The 19,468-nt window shown below is 76.7% G+C and carries 6 protein-coding genes and 1 riboswitch; of the genes, 5 read left to right on the top strand and 1 reads right to left on the bottom strand.

Features of this window, described 5'->3' with window-relative positions; genetic code table 11:
• The first annotated feature begins 88 nt into the window (after positions 1-88).
• The gene (locus OG715_RS06695) at positions 89-568 is read left to right on the top strand and encodes a hypothetical protein (RefSeq protein WP_266276477.1); all 480 of its coding nucleotides are present in this window, start codon (positions 89-91) and stop codon (positions 566-568) included.
• A 119-nt stretch (positions 569-687) separates the two neighbouring features.
• On the opposite strand, the gene OG715_RS06690 is transcribed toward OG715_RS06695, so the two are convergent.
• Positions 688-3,882 (bottom strand): M28 family peptidase, encoded by a 3,195-nt coding sequence (locus OG715_RS06690; RefSeq protein WP_266276478.1) that lies wholly within the window; start codon positions 3,880-3,882, stop codon positions 688-690.
• 463 nt (positions 3,883-4,345) lie between these two features.
• On the opposite strand from OG715_RS06690, the gene OG715_RS06685 reads away from it, so the two are divergent.
• From OG715_RS06685 to OG715_RS06670, 4 genes are all read left to right on the top strand, one after another.
• The gene (locus tag OG715_RS06685) at positions 4,346-5,764 is read left to right on the top strand and encodes a helix-turn-helix domain-containing protein (protein WP_266276479.1); all 1,419 of its coding nucleotides are present in this window, start codon (positions 4,346-4,348) and stop codon (positions 5,762-5,764) included.
• A gap of 205 nt (positions 5,765-5,969) precedes the next feature.
• Positions 5,970-6,093: riboswitch (SAM riboswitch) on the top strand.
• 35 nt (positions 6,094-6,128) lie between these two features.
• Positions 6,129-6,287, top strand: coding sequence for a hypothetical protein (locus OG715_RS06680; protein ID WP_266276481.1), 159 nt, complete (start codon positions 6,129-6,131; stop codon positions 6,285-6,287).
• A 126-nt stretch (positions 6,288-6,413) separates the two neighbouring features.
• Complete coding sequence (locus tag OG715_RS06675) at positions 6,414-9,401, top strand: helix-turn-helix transcriptional regulator (RefSeq protein ID WP_266276483.1); 2,988 nt, start codon at positions 6,414-6,416, stop codon at positions 9,399-9,401.
• A gap of 464 nt (positions 9,402-9,865) precedes the next feature.
• A complete protein-coding gene (locus tag OG715_RS06670; protein WP_266276485.1) occupies positions 9,866-19,447 on the top strand; it encodes a type I polyketide synthase in 9,582 nt (3,193 codons plus the stop codon).
• Positions 19,448-19,468 lie beyond the last annotated feature (21 nt).

Below are 19,468 nucleotides of genomic sequence, written 5' to 3'. Positions count from 1 at the left end.
ACTCCACCAGGGACGGCGTACGCTCCGGCGTGCGCCGTCCCGCCCTTCCTCCCGTCCGATCCGTCTTGCCCGACCTCCCGGAGTGCCCGTGCCCACCTCCCGCCGGACCCTGACCGCCGCCCTGGTCCTCGCCGCGGTCGTCCCCCTCGTGACCGCCGGGTGCGGCGTCCTCCCCGGCGCCGACCGCTGCGGCGGGCAGCAGCCGCGGCTCACCGCGCTCCGGCAGCTGGAGGAACTCGCCCTCGCCCCCGAGGGCTCGCGGCCGGTCGAAGGCCCCGAGCCGGACGCCGAGTGCGTCGACGGCGACGGCGAGAACATGCTGACCGCCGGCCTCGCCTACGGCTACCCGGACACCATGGCCCCGGTGCACGCGTACTACGCGGCCGAGCTGCCGGCCCGGGGTTGGACGCCCCGCCGGACCGGGGTGGTCGGTGACAGCTGCTACGGCCGGGAGACCGCCGCCGGTGCCACCCTGCTGCGGATCAGCGGCCCCCGGGTCGGCCAGCCCGGCGGGCGCTACCTGCTGACGGCCGAGGCCGCGATCGAGGGCGAGCCCTCCTGCGCCTGAGCGCGCACGCCCGGCTGCCGTCCGGGCGTGCGCGCACAAGCGGCGGTGCCGCGGTCCGTCCCCCTCGACGAACCGCGGCACCGCCTTTTTCATCCCGTCCCGGAGACGATCCGGTCCGCTCAGATCGGCTGCCAGAGGGCCGGGACGATCGGGGGCTCCCAGCCCACCTGGGCCGTGTGGCCCTGGAGGCACCGGTAGCTGATTCCGTTGAAGGTGACGGTGTCACCGGTCTTGTAGGTGGTGCCCGCGGCCCAGGTGCCGTTGCCCGGGCCGGGGTCGGAGGTGACCACCAGCGAGTAGCTGCTGGAGTGGGAGACCGAACCGGTTCCGGTCACGACCAGGTTGTAGGTGTTGGCGGGGACCGACGCGGCGACCGAGATGTTCAGCGTCGCGGAGCCGCCCGACTGCACCGAGGCGGGGCTGACGGTGGCGGTCACCCCGGCCGGCGCGCCGGTGACCGTGAGGTTCACGGTCTGGGCGGTGCCGGAGGTGGTCGCGGTGTTCACCGCGGCGCTGGTCGACTCGCCCGGCTTGACGCTGCCGGTGGCCGGGTTGACGTTGACCGAGAAGTCGTTGCTCGGCACCGGGCCGCTGCCGACCGAGGTCTTCCACAGCGTGTAGGCGACGCCGTCGGCGCTGCGGTCCAGCACGGTGGCGTTGATGTTGCTGGTGGTGTCGCAGGCGGAGTGGTAGCAGGAGTCGTACGCCCGGTTCGCGGTGCCGCCCCACTTCGCCGCCTGGTTGGCGGTCTTGGTGGCGCTGGCGCCCGCCGCGTAGCCCGAGGTCGGGATGCCGGCGGACTGGAACGAGGCGTCGTCCGAGCGGCCCTGGCCCTCGACGTTCTCCTCCGGCTGGAGGTTCAGCGAGTCCCAGTAGGCCTTCATCGGCGCCGAGGTGGTGGAGTTGACGTTGTTGATGAAGTAGCCGGCGTTGGGCGAGCCGACCATGTCGAAGTTGTAGTAGCCCTTGATGGCGCTGCGCTGGGTGGAGCCCAGCTGGCTCACGTAGTACTGCGAGCCCTGCAGGCCCTGCTCCTCACCGGTCCACCAGGCGAAGCGCACGTGGCGGGTCATGGTGGGGTTCTGCTGGGCCAGCGCGAGCGCGGTCTCCAGCAGGACGGACGAGCCGGAGCCGTTGTCGTTGATGCCCGGGCCGGCGCTGACGCCGTCCAGGTGCGCGCCGAACATGGTGACCTGGTCGGCGGGGCCGCCCGGCCAGTCGGCGATCAGGTTGTTGGCGCTGTAGGTGCAGGAGCCGCAGGTCTGCTCGCTGACCTGGTAGCCGGCGGCGACCAGCTTGGCCTTCACATAGGCCAGCGACTGGCTGTAACCGGCGGTGCCGGTACGGCGGTTGCCGCCGTTCTGCGAGGCGATGGTGTTGAGCTGGGCCAGGTGCGCCTGCACGTTGGCGACGCTGATGTCGGGCGCCTGCCCGGTGGGGCCGCCGCCGCCGACCGTCAGCGTGTACTGCGCGGTGTGGGTGGTCTGGCCGGTGCCGGTGACCGTGATGACGTAGCTGCCGGGCGCGGTGGTGGCGCTGGTGGCGACGGTCATGGTCGAGTTCGTCCCGGACTGGATCGAGGCCGGGTTGAAGCTGACGCTCGCGCCGCTCGGGGCGCCGGAGGCGGTCAGGTTGACGGTCTGGGCGCCGCCCTGGGTCACCTGGGTGACGACCGTCGTGGTGGCGGAGGAACCGGCCTGGACGCTGCCGGCGGTCGGGTTGGTGCCGATCGAGAACTCCGGCCCGGTCGGGCCGTCGCACTTCGGGTCACCGGTCTGGGCGGGCACGCTGACCGCGTCCCAGGCCGCCTTGGTGCGGTTGAACAGGTTGCAGGAGGGGTCGAGGCTCTTGGCCGCGGTCAGGGTGGTGGTCCGGTACTTCTTGTAGGTCATGCCGCTGGTCTTGAGCAGCATGCCGCCGTAGAAGACCCGGCCCGCGTCCTTGATGCCGACGCCGGTGACCGCGGAGCTGTTGCAGGTCGGGCTGGTGGGCTTGCCGCCGCCCGGGTTGGAGCCCTCGGCGAGCAGGTAGAACCAGTGGTTCAGCGGGCCGGCGGCCGCGTGCACCTCGGTGCTCGGGATCGAGGAGGAGTAACAGTTCGGGTCGCCGTTGACGAGCGAGGGGTTGGCCATGTTGCGGATCGGGCCGCGGCCGACCAGGTTGATCATCTCGCCGACGGTGTAGTCCGGGTTGTCGTACGGGGAGGGCTGGTTGGCGTAGGCCTCGGTGAGTGCGCCGAAGATGTCGCCGGTGCCCTCGCCCAGGCCGTTCTCGTTGTTGGCGCCGCCCGGGGTGTACTGGTCGATGCCGTGGCCGAACTCGTGGCCGACGACGTCGATCGAGGAGATCCACTCGTTGGCGTTGTTGTGGCCGATGGAGACCGAGGAGCCGTCCCAGTAGGCGTTGACGTCGTTGAGACCGACCTTGACCGGCCAGCTGCCCCCGGTACCGTTGTGGCCGTTGCGGCCCAACCAGTCCTTGAGCATGTCCCATTCCTTCTGCGCCGCGAACATGACGTCGCCGCAGCCGGTCTCCTTGCTGGTGGGGTTGCCGGTACCCCAGGAGTCCGAGGACTTGGTGAACACCTGGCCGGTCGCGTTGTCGGCGCAGCTCAGGCCGGGCCGGCCCGGGTCGCGCAGCGAGTAGCTGCTGCCCGAGCCCGTGGTGCTGATGGTGACCGGCGCCGGGCCGTTCCACTTGCTGTTGATGGTCCCGGCCCGGACGTCGTCGTAGCTGTCGACGACCTCGCCGTTCCGGGCGTCGACGAAGACGTGCAGGGTGCTCGGGGCGCTCGCGGTGCGGCCGGTGAGCACGGTCTCCCAGGCGAGCCGCCCGGAGCCGTCCTTGACCCGGACGACCAGCCGGCGGGACTGCACGCCGTCCACGGTGGCCAGCTTGGTGCGTGCGGTGCGCTCCGCGTTGGCGGCGCTGATCAGGGCGGTGGTGGGCACGCCTATCGCGCCGGTGTTGGCGGACTGGGAGCCGTGCACCTTGCCCTGACCGTCGGCGATCACGACGGCGTCGCCGCCGACCACCGGCAGGCCCTTGTAGGTGCGCTCGTAGGCGACCGAGTAGAGACCGCCCAGCCAGGGGGTCACGGACTGGCGCTCGTAGGTCTCGCCGGGGCCCTTGGCCAGGGCGTCCAGGCCGGCCGCGGCCGCCTGGTCGGCGGCGTTCACGGCGGCGGCGAGCGCGCTGGGGGGTGTCGGCGCGGCCGCACCGGCGGCGGCGCCGGCCTGTCCGACCGCGGTGGCGGTCAGCATGCCGGCCAGGACGGTCAGGGTGGTCCCCGCCGTCAGCAATCTGCGTTTCATTCCGAGGCTCCTCGAACGTGGGGGTGCCCGACCGCGGACGGTGCGCCGGAGAGGCGCTCACCGCAGGACGCTGGGGGGACTGGATCTGTGGGCGTCCGCGCTCGGGTGCCGGAACCCTCACACGCCGTCATGGCACGGTCAACGGGCTGGACGCGCGGAACGGGGGGTTGGCAAGTTCCGTCAAGTGCTGTCCGAGTGCTCCAAGGAGCCTTCGGTGCGCGGGAGCTGACGGTGGAAAAGGCTTCCGGGCAGGTCGGAGCGCTCGGAGAGGTCGAGACCGGTGGTCGCTGAGGTAGAGACCAATAGAGAGGAGAGGTTGAGACCATCGTGTGGAGAGGTTGAGACCAGAGCGCGGAAGTGGTTGAGACCACCTCATGTACGGCGGGGGTCCTCGTCCAGTACCGTCCTCCTCAGCGGACCTCTCCCACCGGAGGGCCCGGAACGCACTCGGGAGGGCAGCCCCGTGCACCGCAACCGGGCGGCGACCACGCCCGTCGAGGACCACCTCTGGCAGGCCTTCGGTCTGCGGCTGCGCCAGTGGCGCCGCCGCGCCGGACTGACCCAGGCCCAGCTCGGCGCCGAGATCGGCTACGACCACACCGCCGTCAGCAAACTGGAGCACGGCACCCGCCGCACCAGCCCCCGGATCGCCGACCGCCTCGACGACCTGCTGCACGCCGGCGGCGAACTGCGCGCCGCCTGCCGCCTCGCCGAGGAGGGCCCGGCCCCGGCCCCCGCTCCCGCCGTCGCCGAGGATCCCCCCGCCCCCGCCCCCGTCGCGGGGGACTGGACCCGCCCCCCGCTGCCCGGCCCGCCCGTCGCCGCCCTCGCCCCCGTCCTGCCCGCCGGCCTCGCCGCCCACCTGCCCGAGCGCCTCCCCGACTACGGACTGCTCTGCCCCCTCCACGACGCCGTCGGCTGCGCCGTCCCCGCCCCGGCCGACCTGGCCGCCCTGCACACCGCGTTCCGCGCCGCCGACCCCGACACCGCGGCCCCGGTCGACCCCGACACCGCCCACGCCCTGGCCGGACTGCTCGCCGCCCACCTGCGGGCCGGCGACAGCCCCACCGCCCCCGGCACCGCGGCCGTCGAGGACACCCTGCGGGTCGTGCTGCGCCGCCTCGCCGCCCGCCCGGCCGGCCCCGACCGCCGCCCGCTGGCCCGGCTCGCCGGCGAGTACGCCCACGCCGCCGGGGCCCTGCGGATGCAGGACGGCCGCAACGCCACCGCCATGGCCTGCTTCACCCGCGCCCTCGGCTGGGCCGAACTCGCCGGGGACCACGCCACCCAGGTGGCCGCGCTCAGCGACATGAGCTTCCTCGCCCGACTCGACGGCGACCCGGACGCCGCCCTCGGCTACGCCCGCGAGATCTCCCGGGTGGCCCCCGCCCGGCACTGGGCCGGGGCCATGGGCCAGATCGCCCAGGCCCGCGCCCACGCCATGACCGGTGACGTCCGCGCCACCGTCCGCCACCTCGGCCGCTCCCGGCTCCACCTCGACCACATCGGCATCCACGACGAGTCCGACGCCGCCTGGCTCTCCATCGCCTCGATGCGGCTGCGGGTCGAGGCCGGGGCCGCCGCCGCCCTGCGCGACGCGGCCGCCGCCGTCGACGACCCCCTGCTGGCCCGCCGGGCCGTCGCCGCCGCCGAGACCGCGCTGGCCCTGCTCGCCCCCGACCAACTTCCCTCCGCCCGTCTGCTGTTCACCGTCCGGGTGGCCGACTGCCACCTGCTCGCCCAGGACCCCCGGGCCGCCGCCGACCTGCTCGGGCCGGTGCTCGCGGCGGCCGGCGGCGGGGCGGACGGGCTGCCGCCGCTGGTCCGGCGCGAACTCGCCGGGCTGCGCCGCCGACTGGCGGGGCACGGCCTGGCGGGGTGAGAGGGGGCAGCGACGGGAACGGGGTGGGTGGGGCGAGAGGGGTGAGCGCCGGGAGCGGCCCCGGTCGGGGCGGGGAGCGGCTCCGGGGCGCACTGTGGCGGGCGTGTTGCGCGACCGTTGCGCCCCGTGCTGAACCGGCCGGTGGGCCGGATTCCGGGGCCCGGCCGATTGACGCGCTCGCCGGGCGCTTCCTAGACTCGGGGGCGGCGAAGAGTGTCAGCCCCAAGGCCCCGGCCGGCTGACCGGCAACCCCCACACTGCGGTGGGGTGCCCCGGGGATAAGCCAGGTGAGGGTGCGTCCGACCGACGGACCGTCACAAGCGCGGTTATTGGGCCCGGGAGGGCGCGGGGGACGGAGATCGTCGTGGAACAGCGGGCAGGCGGACAGCGCGCCGGTTCGCGGCCGTCGTCGCTCATCGCTTCGCGTACGACGTCCGCCGCCCCGCTGCTCCGTGCCGACCTCCGCCTGGTCGCCCGCCTCGACGTCGACCTGCTGCGGCGCGCCAGCTCCCTCTGTCGCTGAGCCGGTCGGCCGGCCGGGCGTCCACGCCCGCCCCGGTCGGTCCGTCCGATTCCCTCGCCCACGAACCCGCGCGAGGAGGAGCGCCCAGCGGCCCGTCCTCCCGTGCGCCCTGCACCAGGAGAACGGATGTCCCCCCTTCCCGTGTCCCCGCCGCACGATCCGTACGATCCGTCGAGATCCGCGCCCGCCGGCCGCGAGTCCGAGTACCGGCGGCTTCACCACGCCCTCGACCGCTGCGCGGCCGGCGCCGGGAGCGTGATCGTGCTGCACGGTTCCGTCGGCAGCGGCCGCAGCGACCTGCTCTACGCCTTCACCGACACCGCCGCCGAGCGCGGCGTCCAGGTCCTGGTCGGCACCGGCTCGCCGCTGGAACGCGAATTCCCGCTCGGCCTGGCCCGGCAGCTCCTCCAGGGCGCCGACCTCGCCCCCGAGGAGGCCGCCACCGCCGAGGCCCTGCTCGCCGAGGGCGCGGCCTCCGGCACCGTCCCCGCCCCCTCCGACCGCCCCGCCGGACAGCTCACCCAACGCGTCCTGGAGGGCCTGTTCCGACTGGTCCGGGGCCTGGCCGAACGCGCCCCCGTCCTGATCGCCGTCGACGACCGGCAGGACGCCGACCCGCAGTCCCTGGAGTTCCTGCTCTACCTGGTCCGCCGCACCCGGGGCACCGGCGTGCTCACCGTCCTCAGCTCGCGCGAGACCATGACCCCGGCGCACCCGCTGTTCGAGGTCGAACTCGCCCGCCAGCCGCACCACCAGCACATCCGGCTCGACCTGCTCGGCACCGAACTCGTCGCCGAGGTCCTTCGCACCCGCCTCGGCGCTGCGGCCGCCGAGCGGCACGCCGCCGAGGCGCACGCCCTCACCGGCGGCAACCCGCTGCTCGTGCACAGCCTCGTCGGCGACCAGGAACGGGCCGGCAGCCCCGGCACCCTGGTCGTCGGCGAGGGCTACCGGCGCGGCCTCATGCACTGCCTGCACCGGATCGACCCGCTCGCCCTGCACTACGCGCGCGGCGTCGCCGTGCTCGGCACCGCAGCCACCCCGGAACTCCTCGCCGAACTGCTGCTGCTCGCCCCCGACGCGCTGCCCCGGGCGCTCTACCTGCTGCACGCGGCAGGGCTGTTCCGCGACGGGGGCTTCCGCCACCCCACCGCCGCCGGGGACCTGCTCGCCGCGATGCGGCCGCTCGAACTCGCCGCCCTGCACCAGCGGGCCGGCCGCCTCCTGCGCGCCGCCGGCGCCACGGCGGCCACCGTCGACGGGCACGCCCGGGTGGCCGAGGGGCACCTGCGCAGCTCGCTCGGACCGGCACCCGCCGCCGGGGCCGGGGACCCCGGCGCGGTGCTGCCGGAGTTCGAGCGGGGAGGCGGGGCTTGGGAGGTGCCCGCGCCCGGGGTGGCGGAGGACGTCGTGGAGGACGAGGCGGCGGAGGAGACGGCGGACGAGGAGTCCGGTGCCACCGGCGGCTTCGGACCGGTACCCGCCCACGCGCTGCAGCTGTGGTCCGGCCGGGCGCCCGCCGGCCCCGCCGTCGAATGCGTCCCCACCCTCCCCGGCACCGTCACCGACGCCGACACCGCGCTGCGCCACGAACTCAAGCGCCTGCGCCACCACTTCTGGCACGGCCGGATCGACGAGGGCACCGCCGCGCTCGCCCGCTTCGAGGCCGTCCCCGGCCAGGCCGTGCACACCGAGCCCCTGCGCCACTGGCTCGCCTACTGGTACCCCGCGCTGCTCCCCAACCCCGCCCGCCGGACCGGCCCGCAGGACGGCGCCCCCGCCGACCGGGGCGACGGCATGCGGCTGCTCGCCGCCCTGCTCGCCGGCACCGTGTCCCCCGAGGACGCCGTGGTCCACGCCGAGCTCGTGCTGCGCGCCGGGCGCCTCGGCGGCGTGCGCACCGAATCCCTCACCGCCGCGCTCACCGTCCTGCTCTACGCCGACCGCGCCGACCGGGCCACCCACTGGTGCGCCCCGCTCGCCGAACGCGCCGGGGCCCGCTGCGGCGCCCACTGGAACGCCCTGCTGGCCGCGCTGCGCGCCGAGGCGGCACTGCGCCAGGGCGACCTGCGGAGCGCCGACGAGGCAGGGCGCGCCGCGTTCGCGCACGTCCGGCCGGAGGCCTGGGGCGTGGCCGTCGGGCTGCCGCTGGCGACCATGGCGGCCGCCCGCACCGCGCTCGGCCTGCACCAGGACGCCGCGCACTTCCTGGAGCTGGCCACCCCCGCGGGCCTGGAGCACACGCCCGCGGGGCTGCACCACCGGTACGCGTTGGCCGGTCACCGGCTCGCCCTCGGCCGGGCCGAGCAGGCCCTCGCCGACTACCGCGCCTGCGGCGACACCATGGCCCGCTGGGGCGTGGACCACCTGCCGGCCATCGCGCCCTGGCGGCTCGGCGCGGCCCGCGCCCAGCTCGCCCTGGGCCGGCCGGGCAGCGCCGCCGCCCTCGCGGACCAGCAGCTCGCCCGGCTCGGGCCGGCCGGCCACCCGAGGATCCGCGGCCTGGCGCTGCGGATCCGGGCGGCGGCGGGCGGACCGGCCGAGCGCACGGAGCTGCTGGAACGCGCCGTCGGACTGCTGGAGGAGGCCGGTGCGGAGTCCGAACTGTCGGCGGCGCTGGGGGAGCTGAGCGAGGCCCACCAGCACGACGGCGACCCGGGCCGGGCCCGTCGGGCGGACCGCCGGGTGCGCCGGTCCCCGGCGCTGGCCGTGGTGCCGGTCCGGCCGCAGGCGCAGGCGCCTGCGCCGGTGTCGCTGCTGCCGGTGTCCCCGTTGCCGGCGTCCCCGCTGCAGGTGTCCCCGCCGCCGGTGGCCGGACGGCCGCTCCCGGTCGCCGCCGCCCCGGTCCCGGAGGGCAGCGCCGGTGGGCTCTCCGAGGCCGAGGGCCGGGTCGCCGAGCTCGCCGCGCGCGGCCTGTCCAACCGCGACATCGCCCGCAAGCTCTACATCACCGTGTCCACCGTCGAGCAGCACCTCACCCGGGTCTACCGCAAGCTCGGCGTCCGCCGCCGGGTCGACCTCGCCCGCCTGCTCGGCCCGGTCCCGCCGGGCACCGCCGACGGGGCCCCGCCGCGCCCGGCCTTCCCCCGCCGGGCCGACCTGGTCGCCGGCTGAGGCCGGCGTGACCTGCGCCCGGGTTTCCCTCGGGTGTCGGGAAGCGCTGTGCCCGCCCCGGACCGCCGCCCCGGACGCCCCGGACACCCCGCCGGGGGTGTCCGGGGCGCCGTCATGAGCGCCGGCGCTCTACGCCCAGGCGACGGGCCTCCTCCTGAGGTACAGGACGCCCCCACCCCCTGTGGTCACCGGGCACCCCACCCGAACACGGTCCCGCGGCCGTGGCCGGCCTGCTGTGGCTGGTGTCGCCCACGCCCCGTGGTGACGGTGCGTCGGTCGGTCATGACGGAATGCTGACGGCCCGTCGGCAAGGTGGGTGCCGAGGGCCGTCCGGAGGTGATTGCCGAGGTCGTCGGGGGTGCCATAGGGGTTCGACAGGGGTTGGCTAGGGGGCCGGTGGGTGGGGGTGCCACGGAACGCTGAGGTCCGTCACCGAGCTACCGGCCCTCAGGAGTGGAACCACCATGGCGCCCCTGGAACCCCTCGCCCCGTCCGCACCGCAGTCCGGCCCGCCGGAGGCGGTGGCCGTCGTCGGCGCCGCCTGCCGTCTGCCGGGTGCGGCGGACCCCGAGGCGTTCTGGCGGCTGCTCGACAGCGGCACCAGCAGCGTCGGCACCGTCCCGCCGGGCCGGTTCGCCGGCGAGGCGCGGCCGCGTCTCGCCGCCGGCTGGCTCGACCAGGTCGACCGCTTCGACGCCGAGTTCTTCGGCCTCGCGGCCGGGGAGGCCGCCGCCGCCGACCCGCAGCAGCGGCTCGTCCTCGAACTCGCCTGGGAGGCCCTGGAGGACGCGGGCATCCTCCCCGCCGCGCTGGCCGGCCGCCGCGCCGGAGTCTTCGTCGGCGCGATCGCCGGTGACTGGAGCACCCTCACCACCGGGGCCGACGCGATCACCCGGCACAGCCTCACCGGCGTCAACCGGGGCCTGATCGCCAACCGCGTCTCCCATGCCCTCGACCTGCGCGGCCCCAGCCTCACCGTCGACTCCGCGCAGTCCTCCTCGCTGGTCGCCGTCCACCTCGCACTGGAGAGCCTGCGCACCGGGGAGTCGGACGTCGCCCTGGTCGGCGGCGTCAACCTCAACCTCGCCCCGGAGTCCACCCTCACCGTCGAGCGGTTCGGCGCCCTGTCGCCCGAGGGCCGCTGCGCCACCTTCGACGCGGGTGCCGACGGCTACGCGCGCGGCGAGGGTGCGGTGCTGCTGGTGCTGAAGCCGCTCGCCCGTGCCGTCGCCGACGGCGACCCCGTGCACGCCGTGCTGCTCGGCAGCGCCGTCAACAGCGACGGCGGGACGGACGGACTCACCGTGCCGAGCGCCGACGCCCAGGCGGCCGTGATCCGCGCCGCCGCCCGGCGCGCGGACGTCGCCCCCGGTCTGGTGCAGTACGTCGAACTGCACGGCACCGGCACCCGGGTCGGCGACCCGGTCGAGGCCGCCGGCCTCGGTGCCGCCCTGGGCGCGGGGCGCCCGGCGGACCGGCCGTTGCTGGTCGGTTCCGCGAAGACCAACGTGGGCCACCTGGAGGGCGCGGCGGGCCTGGTCGGCCTGCTGAAGACGGTCCTGGCGGTGCGCCACCGCCGGCTGCCCGCCAGCCTCAACTTCCGTACGCCGAACCCGGACATCGACTTCGACCGCCTCGGCCTGGCGGTCCGCACCGGGTCCGGTCCGTGGCCGGACCCGGAGGGCCGGCTGATCGCCGGGGTCAGCTCCTTCGGCGTGGGCGGCACCAACGCCCATGTCCTGGTCGCCGACGCCCCGGAGACGGATCCGGCCGCGATCGGTGAGGGCGACGGCGGGGAGGCGGAGCCCGCGCCCTGGCCGGCGCTGTGGCCGCTGTCCGCCCGGACCCCGGCCGGACTGAGCGAACAGGCCGCCCGGATGAGCGAGTTCGCGTCCCGACGGCAGGATCTCGCGCCGGCCGACCTCGGGCGGGCGCTGGCCACCACCCGGACCGCCTTCGAGTTCCGGGCCGCCGTCACCGGCACCGACCGGTCCGAGCTGCTCGCCGGTCTGGACGCCCTCGCCGGGGGCGGGCAGCTGCCGGGCCTGGTGCAGGGCCGGGCGGTTCCCGCGGGCGGCGCGGGCACCGTGCTGGTCTTCCCCGGCCAGGGTGCCCAGTGGGACGCCATGGCGCGTGAACTGCTCGACACCGCACCGGTGTTCGCGGCGAAGATCGAGGAGACCGGGAAGGCTCTGGCCCCGCACGTCGACTGGTCGCTGGACGCGGTGCTGCGCGGCCGGCCGGGAGCGCCCGGCCTGGACCGGGTCGACGTCGTCCAGCCCGCCCTGTTCGCCGTCATGGTGTCCCTGGCCGCGCTCTGGGAGGCGGCGGGTGTCCGGCCCGACGCGGTGATCGGCCACTCCCAGGGCGAGATCGCCGCCGCCCATGTCGCGGGCGCGCTCTCGCTGGAGGACGCGGCGGCCGTGGTCGCCCTGCGCTCGCGGGCGATCGCCGGGCTCGGTCTGACCGGCCGGGGTGCGATGGCCGCCGTCCCGCTGCCCGTCGCCGAGGTCGAGGCCGCGATCGCCGCCACGCCGGACCCGTCCCTGCTCGGCGTCGCGGCCGTCAACGGCCCCACCTCCACCGTGGTTTCGGGCGAGCGGGAGGCCGTTGAGGCACTGGTCGGGTCGTACCGCGCGGCCGAGGTGCGGGCCAAGCTCGTCCCCGTCGACTACGCCTCCCACTCCGCCCAGATGGAGCCGCTGCGCGACTCCCTGCCCGAGCTGCTGGCGGGGATCCGCCCGCGCACCGGCACCGTCGCCTTCTACTCGACCCTCACCGGCGGCCGTCTCGACACCGCCGGCCTCGACGGCGGGTACTGGTTCCGCAACCTGCGCGGCACCGTCCGGCTGGACCGGGCGGTGCGGGCCGCCCTGGCCGACGGGCACCGGAGCTTCGTCGAGAGCAGCCCGCACCCCGTACTCACCCTCGGCCTGGGCGAGTTGACGGACGGCGCGGCGGCGGTCACCGGCACGCTGCGGCGCGACCACGGCGGCCTCGACCAGTTCGGCGGCGCCGTCGCCGAGTTGTTCGTGCGCGGCGGCGCGGTCGACTGGCGCGCCTGGTCCGGGCCGGGGCAGCGGCTCACCGGTCTGCCGACGTACGCGTTCCAGCGCCGCCGGCTCTGGCTGCCGGACGGCGGACCGGTCGCGGTGGCGACCGGCTCGGGCCACGCGGCGGTCCGGGGGACGGCGGTCGAGGAGACGGCGGACGTTCTCGCGGCGGACTCCCCGGTCGCCCCGGTCCTGGACGAGGCGGCCGCCCTGGCCGCCGTCCGCGCGGGTGCGGCGATCGTGCTCGGCGAGTCCGGCGGCGCGGAGGCCGTCGACCCGGACCGGACCTTCAAGGACCTCGGCTTCGACTCGGTCGCCTCGGTCGAGTTCCGCGACCGCCTCGCGGGCTCCGTCGGCCGCGCCCTGCCGACCAGCCTGGTCTACGACCGGCCGACGCCGCGCGCCGTCGCGGCCTTCCTCGCCGAGCGGCCGGACGCCGCCGGTGCCGCCACCGGTGCCGCCGCCGTGGCCGCGCACCCCGCCGACGGTCCGGGAGCGGCGGACGACCCGATCGCCGTGGTCGCCCTCAGCGGCCGCTGGCCTGGCGGCGCCGACAGCCCCGAGCAGCTGTGGGAGCTGCTGCGCGACGGCCGGGACGCCATCGGCCCGTTCCCGGAGAACCGGGGCTGGGACCTCGACGCCCTGTTCGACCCGGACGGCGAGCGCCCCGGCACCTCCTACACCCGCCAGGGCGGATTCCTGTACGACGCCGACGAGTTCGACGGCGCCTTCTTCGGCCTCCCGCCGCGCGAGGCTGCCGCGACCGACCCCCAGCAGCGGCTGCTGCTGGAGTCCGCCTGGGAGCTGACCGAGCGGGCCGGCATCGTCCCGGCCGCCCTGCGCGGCACCCGTACCGGCGTGTTCGTCGGCGTCATGCCGCAGGACTACGGGCCGCGCCTGCACGAGACGCCCGCCGGGTACGAGGGGCACGCCCTCACCGGCACCCTGACCTCCGTCGCCTCCGGCCGGCTCGCCTACGCGCTCGGGCTGGAGGGGCCCGCCATCACGATCGACACGGCCTGCTCCTCCTCGCTGGTCGCGATCCACCTGGCCGCGCAGGCGCTGCGCGCGGGGGAGTGCGACCTCGCCCTCGCGGGCGGTGCCACCGTGATGTCCTCGCCCGGTATGTTCACCGAGTTCAGCCGCCAGCGCGGCCTGGCGCCGGACGGCCGCTGCAAGCCCTTCGCGGCCGCCGCGGACGGCACCGCCTGGGCCGAGGGCGTCGGGCTGGTGCTGCTGGAGCGGCTCTCCTCGGCCCGCCGCAACGGGCACCGGGTGCTGGCGCTGGTGCGCGGCAGCGCCGTGAACCAGGACGGCGCCTCCAACGGGCTGACCGCCCCCAACGGCCCGGCCCAGGAGCGGGTCATCCGCCAGGCGCTCGCCTCGGCCGGGCTCACCCCGGCCGACGTGGACGCGGTGGAGGCGCACGGCACCGGCACCGCGCTCGGCGACCCGATCGAGGCCCGCGCGCTGCTCGCCACCTACGGGCAGCGGGGCCCGGGCGAACTGCCGGTCCTGCTGGGCTCGTCGAAGTCCAACCTCGGGCACACCCAGGCCGCCGCCGGTGTCACCGGGGTGATCAAGCTGGTGCAGGCGCTGCGGCACGGCGAACTGCCGGGCACGCTGCACCTGGACGCGCCCTCGCCGCACGTCGACTGGTCGGCGGGCAGCGTGGAGCTGCTCGACGGCACGCGGGCCTGGCCCGCCACGGGCCGGCCGCGCCGGGCGGCGGTGTCCTCGTTCGGGATCAGCGGCACCAACGCGCACCTGATCCTGGAGGCCGCGCCGGAGGAGCTCGCGGAGCCCGCCGCGCCGGAGGAACCCGAAGAGCCCGCCGCGCCGGAGGAACCCGAAGAGCCCGCCGCGCCGCTGCTGCTGTCGGCCCGGACGCCCGCCGCCCTGCGGGCCCAGGCCGCCCGGCTGCTGGACGCGGTCGCGCCCGACGCCCCCGGCGTGGCCCGGGCCCTGGCCACCGGCCGCACCCACTTCGCGCACCGCGCCGCCGTCCTGGGCGGCGGGGCCGAGGCCCGCGCCGAGGCCCTGCGGGCGCTGGCCGAGGGCGCCGAGGCCGCACCCGGCCTGCTCCGGGCCGAGGCCGCCCGCCCCTCCGGACCGGCCTTCCTCTACTCCGGCCAGGGCAGCCAGCGGCCGGGCGCCGGCCGTGAACTGTACGGCGCGGAGCCGGTGTTCCGGGCCGCGGTGGACGAGATCGCGGAGCTGTTCGCCCCGCACCTGGCCGCCCCGCTGACCGAGGTGCTGTTCGCCGGGCCCGGCACCGCCTCGGCCGCCCTGCTCGACACCACCGTCTACACCCAGCCCGCCCTGTTCACCCTGCACGTCGCCCTGCACCGGCTCGCGGTCGAGGCGTACGGCCTGCGCCCGGAGCGGCTGATCGGCCACTCGATCGGCGAGTTGAGCGCCGCGCACCTGGCGGGTGTGCTCACCCTGCCCGACGCGGTGGCGCTGGTCGCCGCGCGCGGCCGGCTGATGGAGGCACTGCCCGCGCACGGCGCGATGGCCGCGATCGGGGCCACCGAGGCCGAGGTCGCGCCCGAACTCTCCCCGCTCGCCGACCGGGTGGCGATCGCCGCCGTCAACGGCCCCTCCTCCGTGGTCCTTTCCGGCGACGAGGACGAGGTCCGCCGGCTGGCCGAGGAGTGGCGGGCGCGCGGACGGCGGGTCAAGCTGCTGACGGTCGGCCGGGCGTTCCACTCGCCGCACATGGACGCGGTGCTGGACGAGTTCCGGGCGGTCGCGGAGCGGCTCGACTACCGGGAGCCGCACACCCCCGTGGTCTCCAACCTGCACGGCGGCCTCGCCCTGGCCGGGGAGCTGACCGACCCCGGGTACTGGGTGCGGCACATCCGGGAGGCGGTCCGCTTCCACGACGGCGTGCGCACCCTGAACGGCCTCGGCACCACCGCCTACCTCGAACTCGGCCCCGGCCCCGTGCTTACCGCCCTCACCGAGGAGGCGCTCGCCGACGCCGACACGGCCCTCCCCGCCCCGCCCGCGCGGGCGATCGCCGCGCTGCTGCGCGCCGACCGGCCGGAGCGGTCGACGGTCACCGAGGCGCTGGCCCGGCTGCACGTGCACGGGGTGCCGGTCGACTGGGCCGCCGCCCTGCCGGCCGCCCCCGGGGCCGACCGCCCCGAGCTTCCCACCTACCCCTTCGAGCGCCGCCGCCACTGGCTGGACACTCCGGCCGGGCACACCGCCGACGGCCCCGGCGGCCTCGCCCCGACCGGCCACCCGCTGCTCTCCGGCGTCACCGAACTCCCCGACGGCGAGGGCTGGTTGTTCACCGGCCGGCTCTCCCTGCGGACCCACCCGTGGCTGGCCGACCACACCGTGGCCGGGACCGTCCTGCTGCCGGGCACGGCCTTCCTGGAGCTGGCCGTGCAGGCCGCGCTGCGGGCCGGTGCAGCCCGGGTGGAGACGCTGGACCTGGCCGCGCCGCTCGCCCTGCCGACGGCCGCCAGGGCCGGGGTGCGGCTCCAGGTGCTGCTGGGCGCCGCCGACGAGGAGGGGGGCCGCCCGCTGCGGATCCGTTCGCAGCCCGAGGCCGGGGACACCGGGGACTCCGACTGGACCACCCACGCCACCGGAGCCGTCGCCGTCGCGCCGGTGGAGCCCGCCGAGCCCGCCGACGTCGCCGCGCCGCCGGCCGCCGTGCCGCTGGACCTCGCCGACGCCTACGACCGCCTCGCCGAGCGCGGCTACCACTACGGCCCCGCCTTCCGCGGCCTCACCTCGACCGCCGTCGACGGCGAGCGGCGCTACGCCGAGGTCACCGCGCCGCCGGTGCTGCCGTCCGCCGAGGCCGAGGCGTACGCCCTCCACCCGGCGCTGCTGGACGCCGTGCTGCACGCCGTCGTCCTGGACGCCGAGCGGACGGTGCTGCCGTTCTCCTGGCGGGACGTCACCGTGCACCGCACCGGCACGGGCACCGGCGCCCTGCGGGCCCGGATCACCCCGGCCGGGCCCGACACCGTCGCCCTGGAGCTGACCGACCCGGCCGGGCTGCCGGTCGCCACCGTCGGCGCGCTGACCCTGCGCGCCCCGGCGGCCGCCGGCCCGGACTCGCTCTACCGGCTGGACTGGCTCCCGCTCACCGCCGCCGACGCACCGCCCGTCGACTGGGCCCTGCTGGCCGACCCGGCCGGAGCCGACGAGCAGGCCGAGGGACAGCCCGTGCTCGCCTCCCTGGCCGAGGCCGCCCCCGGACAGAGCGTGCTCGCCCCCGTCCGCACCGCCGAACAGGCGCTCGCCCTGCTGCACGGCTGGTTGGACGCCGCGCACGCCGGCACCCTCGCGCTGCTCACCGAGCACGCCGTCGCCACCCACCCCGGCGAGGACGTCCCCGAGCCGGCGGCCGGCGCCGTCTGGGGCCTGGTCCGCACCGCCCAGGCCGAACACCCCGACCGTTTCGTCCTCCTGGACACCGACGGCACACCCGCGAGCCGCGCCGCCCTCGGCGGGGCCCTCGCCGCCGCGCAGCGCACGGCCGCCGACGGCGAACCCCAACTCGCCCTGCGGGCGGGGGAGATCCTCGTCCCCAGGCTCGTCCGCTCCCGCCCGGGCGACCGGCTCGACCCCGGTGCCGTCGCCCCCGGCACCGCCGACACCTGGCGGCTCGACACCGCCACCCCCGGTAGCCTGGACTCGCTCGCCCTGCTGCCCGCCCCCGAGGCCCGCCGGCCGCTCGCCGCAGGGGAGGTCCGGATCGCCCTGCGCGCCGCCGGCCTCAACTTCCGGGACGTACTGATCACCCTCGGCCTCTACCCGGGCGGCGCCCGGATCGGCGCCGAAGGCGCGGGCACCGTCCTGGAGACCGGCCCCGGCGTCACCGGACTGCGGCCCGGCGACCGGGTGATGGGCCTGGTGCAGGGCACCCTCGGCCCGGTCGCCGTGACCGACCACCGGCTGCTCCTCCCCGTCCCCGACGGCTGGAGCTGGGCCGAGGCCGCCACCGCCCCGGTCGCCTTCCTGACCGCCTACCACGGCCTCTACGACCTCGCCCGGCTGCGGTCCGGCGAATCCGTCCTGATCCACGCCGCGACCGGCGGCGTCGGCCAGGCGGCCGTCCAACTCGCCCAGCACGGCGGATCGGTGGTGCTCGCCACGGCCGGTCCCGGCAAGTGGGGCGTGCTGCGCGGGCTCGGCCTGGTCGGCGACCGGGTCGCCTCCAGCCGCACCCTCGACTTCGAACCCGCCTTCCGCGCCGCCACCGGCGGCCGGGGCGTCGACGTCGTCCTCAACGCGCTGGCCCACGAGTTCACCGACGCCTCGCTGCGCCTGCTCGCCCCCGGCGGCCGGTTCGTCGAGATGGGCAAGACCGACCCGCGCGACCCGGCCACCGTCGCCGCCGACCACGGCGGCGCCGCCTACCTGGCCTTCGACCTGTTCGACGTCGACCCCGACCGGATCGCCGAGATCCTCGCCGAACTCGCCGGGCTCTTCGCGAAGGGTGCGCTGCGCCCGCTGCCGGTCCACGCCCAGGACGTCCGGCAGGCAACGCAGGCGGTGCGCCGACTGAGCCAGGCCCGGCACACCGGCAAGCTCGCACTGACCCTGCCCGCCCCGCTCGACCCCGAGGGCACCGTCCTCGTCACCGGCGGCACCGGCGCCCTCGGCCGACTGGTCGCCCGCCGCCTGGTCGACCGGCACGGCGTGCGGCACCTGCTGCTCGCCGGCCGCAAGGGACCGCAGGCCCCGGGCATCGCCGAACTCGTCGCCGAACTGGAGGAGTCGGGCGCCGAGGTGACCGTGCGGGCCGCCGACGTCGGCGACCGGGACGCCGTCGCGGCGCTGCTCGCGGCCGTCCCCGCCGAACGGCCGCTGACCGCCGTCGTGCACACCGCCGGAGTCCTGGACGACGCCGTGCTCGGCTCGCTCACGGCCGAGCGGCTGCGCACCGTCGGCCGGCCCAAGGCCGACGGCGCCCGGCACCTGCACGAGCTGACCCGCTCCCAGGACCTGGCCGCGTTCGTCCTGTTCTCCTCCGCAGTCGGCCTGCTGGGCAATCCCGGCCAGGCCAACTACGGCGCCGCCAACGCCGAGTTGGACGCGCTGGCGCAGCACCGTCGGGTGCGCGGCCTGCCCGCCGTCTCGCTCGCCTGGGGCCACTGGGCGCAGGCCGAGGGCGGCATGGCGGCGGGCCTCAGTGCCGCCGAGCGGGAGCGCCTCGGCGCGACCGGCCTGGCGCCGATGACCGACGAGCAGGCACTCGCGCTGTTCGACGCCGCGCTCGGCACCCCGAACGCCGCCCCCGGCGCCCCGACCTCCGCCCCCGGCACCGCCGGTGTCCCGGACGCCGCCCTGGTGGCGGCCCGGCTCGACCCGGCCGCCGTTCCCGCCGACCGGCTGGCGCCGGTGCTGCGCGGACTCGCCCGGCACCGGGCCCGCCCGGCCGCCCGGGGCGGTGCCGACGGCCCGGCCGCGCTGCTGGCCCGACTGGCCGGGCAGCCGGCCGCCGAGCAGGAACGGCAGCTGCTGGCGCTGGTCCTGGCCACCGCCGCGGCCGTGCTCGGCCACCCGGACGCGAGCGCGATCCGGCCCGAACTCGGCTTCATGGAAAGCGAGTTCGACTCCCTCGGGGTGATCGAGCTGCGGAACCGGGTGAACACCGCGACCGGGCTGCGACTGCCCACCACCGCCCTCTTCGACCACCCCACCCCGACCGCCCTCGCCGCCCATCTGCGCGAGCGGCTCGCCCCGCCGCCGGCCGCCCCTGCCGCAGCGGCAGAACCTGCCGCAGGGTCCGAACCAGCCGGCACGGCAGCCGAGTTCGACCGGCTGGAGCGCACCCTGAGCAGTCTCGCCGCCGACCCGGCCGCCCTGGCCGAGGCCGTCGACCGGCTCACCGCCCTGCTCGCCGGCCTGATCGGCCCGCCCGCCACCGAGGGCGACGGCGACCTCGCCACCCGCATCACCGACGTCAGCGACGACGACATCTTCGACTTCATCGACAACGAGCTCGGCATTTCCTGAGAGAGGCACCGCAGATATGAG

Source organism: Kitasatospora purpeofusca, from assembly GCF_036010405.1.
Classification (GTDB): domain Bacteria; phylum Actinomycetota; class Actinomycetes; order Streptomycetales; family Streptomycetaceae; genus Kitasatospora; species Kitasatospora purpeofusca.
This window is presented reverse-complemented; position numbering and strand designations above follow the sequence as displayed.

What these genes read in the sequence shown, in the direction of transcription:
- OG715_RS06670 (WP_266276485.1), top strand. Translation starts at nt 9,866, where the DNA reads ATGGCGCCCCTGGAACCCCTCGCCCCGTCCGCACCGCAGTCCGGCCCG.
- OG715_RS06690 (WP_266276478.1), bottom strand. Translation starts at nt 3,882, where the DNA reads ATGAAACGCAGATTGCTGACGGCGGGGACCACCCTGACCGTCCTGGCC.
- OG715_RS06675 (WP_266276483.1), top strand. Translation starts at nt 6,414, where the DNA reads ATGTCCCCCCTTCCCGTGTCCCCGCCGCACGATCCGTACGATCCGTCG.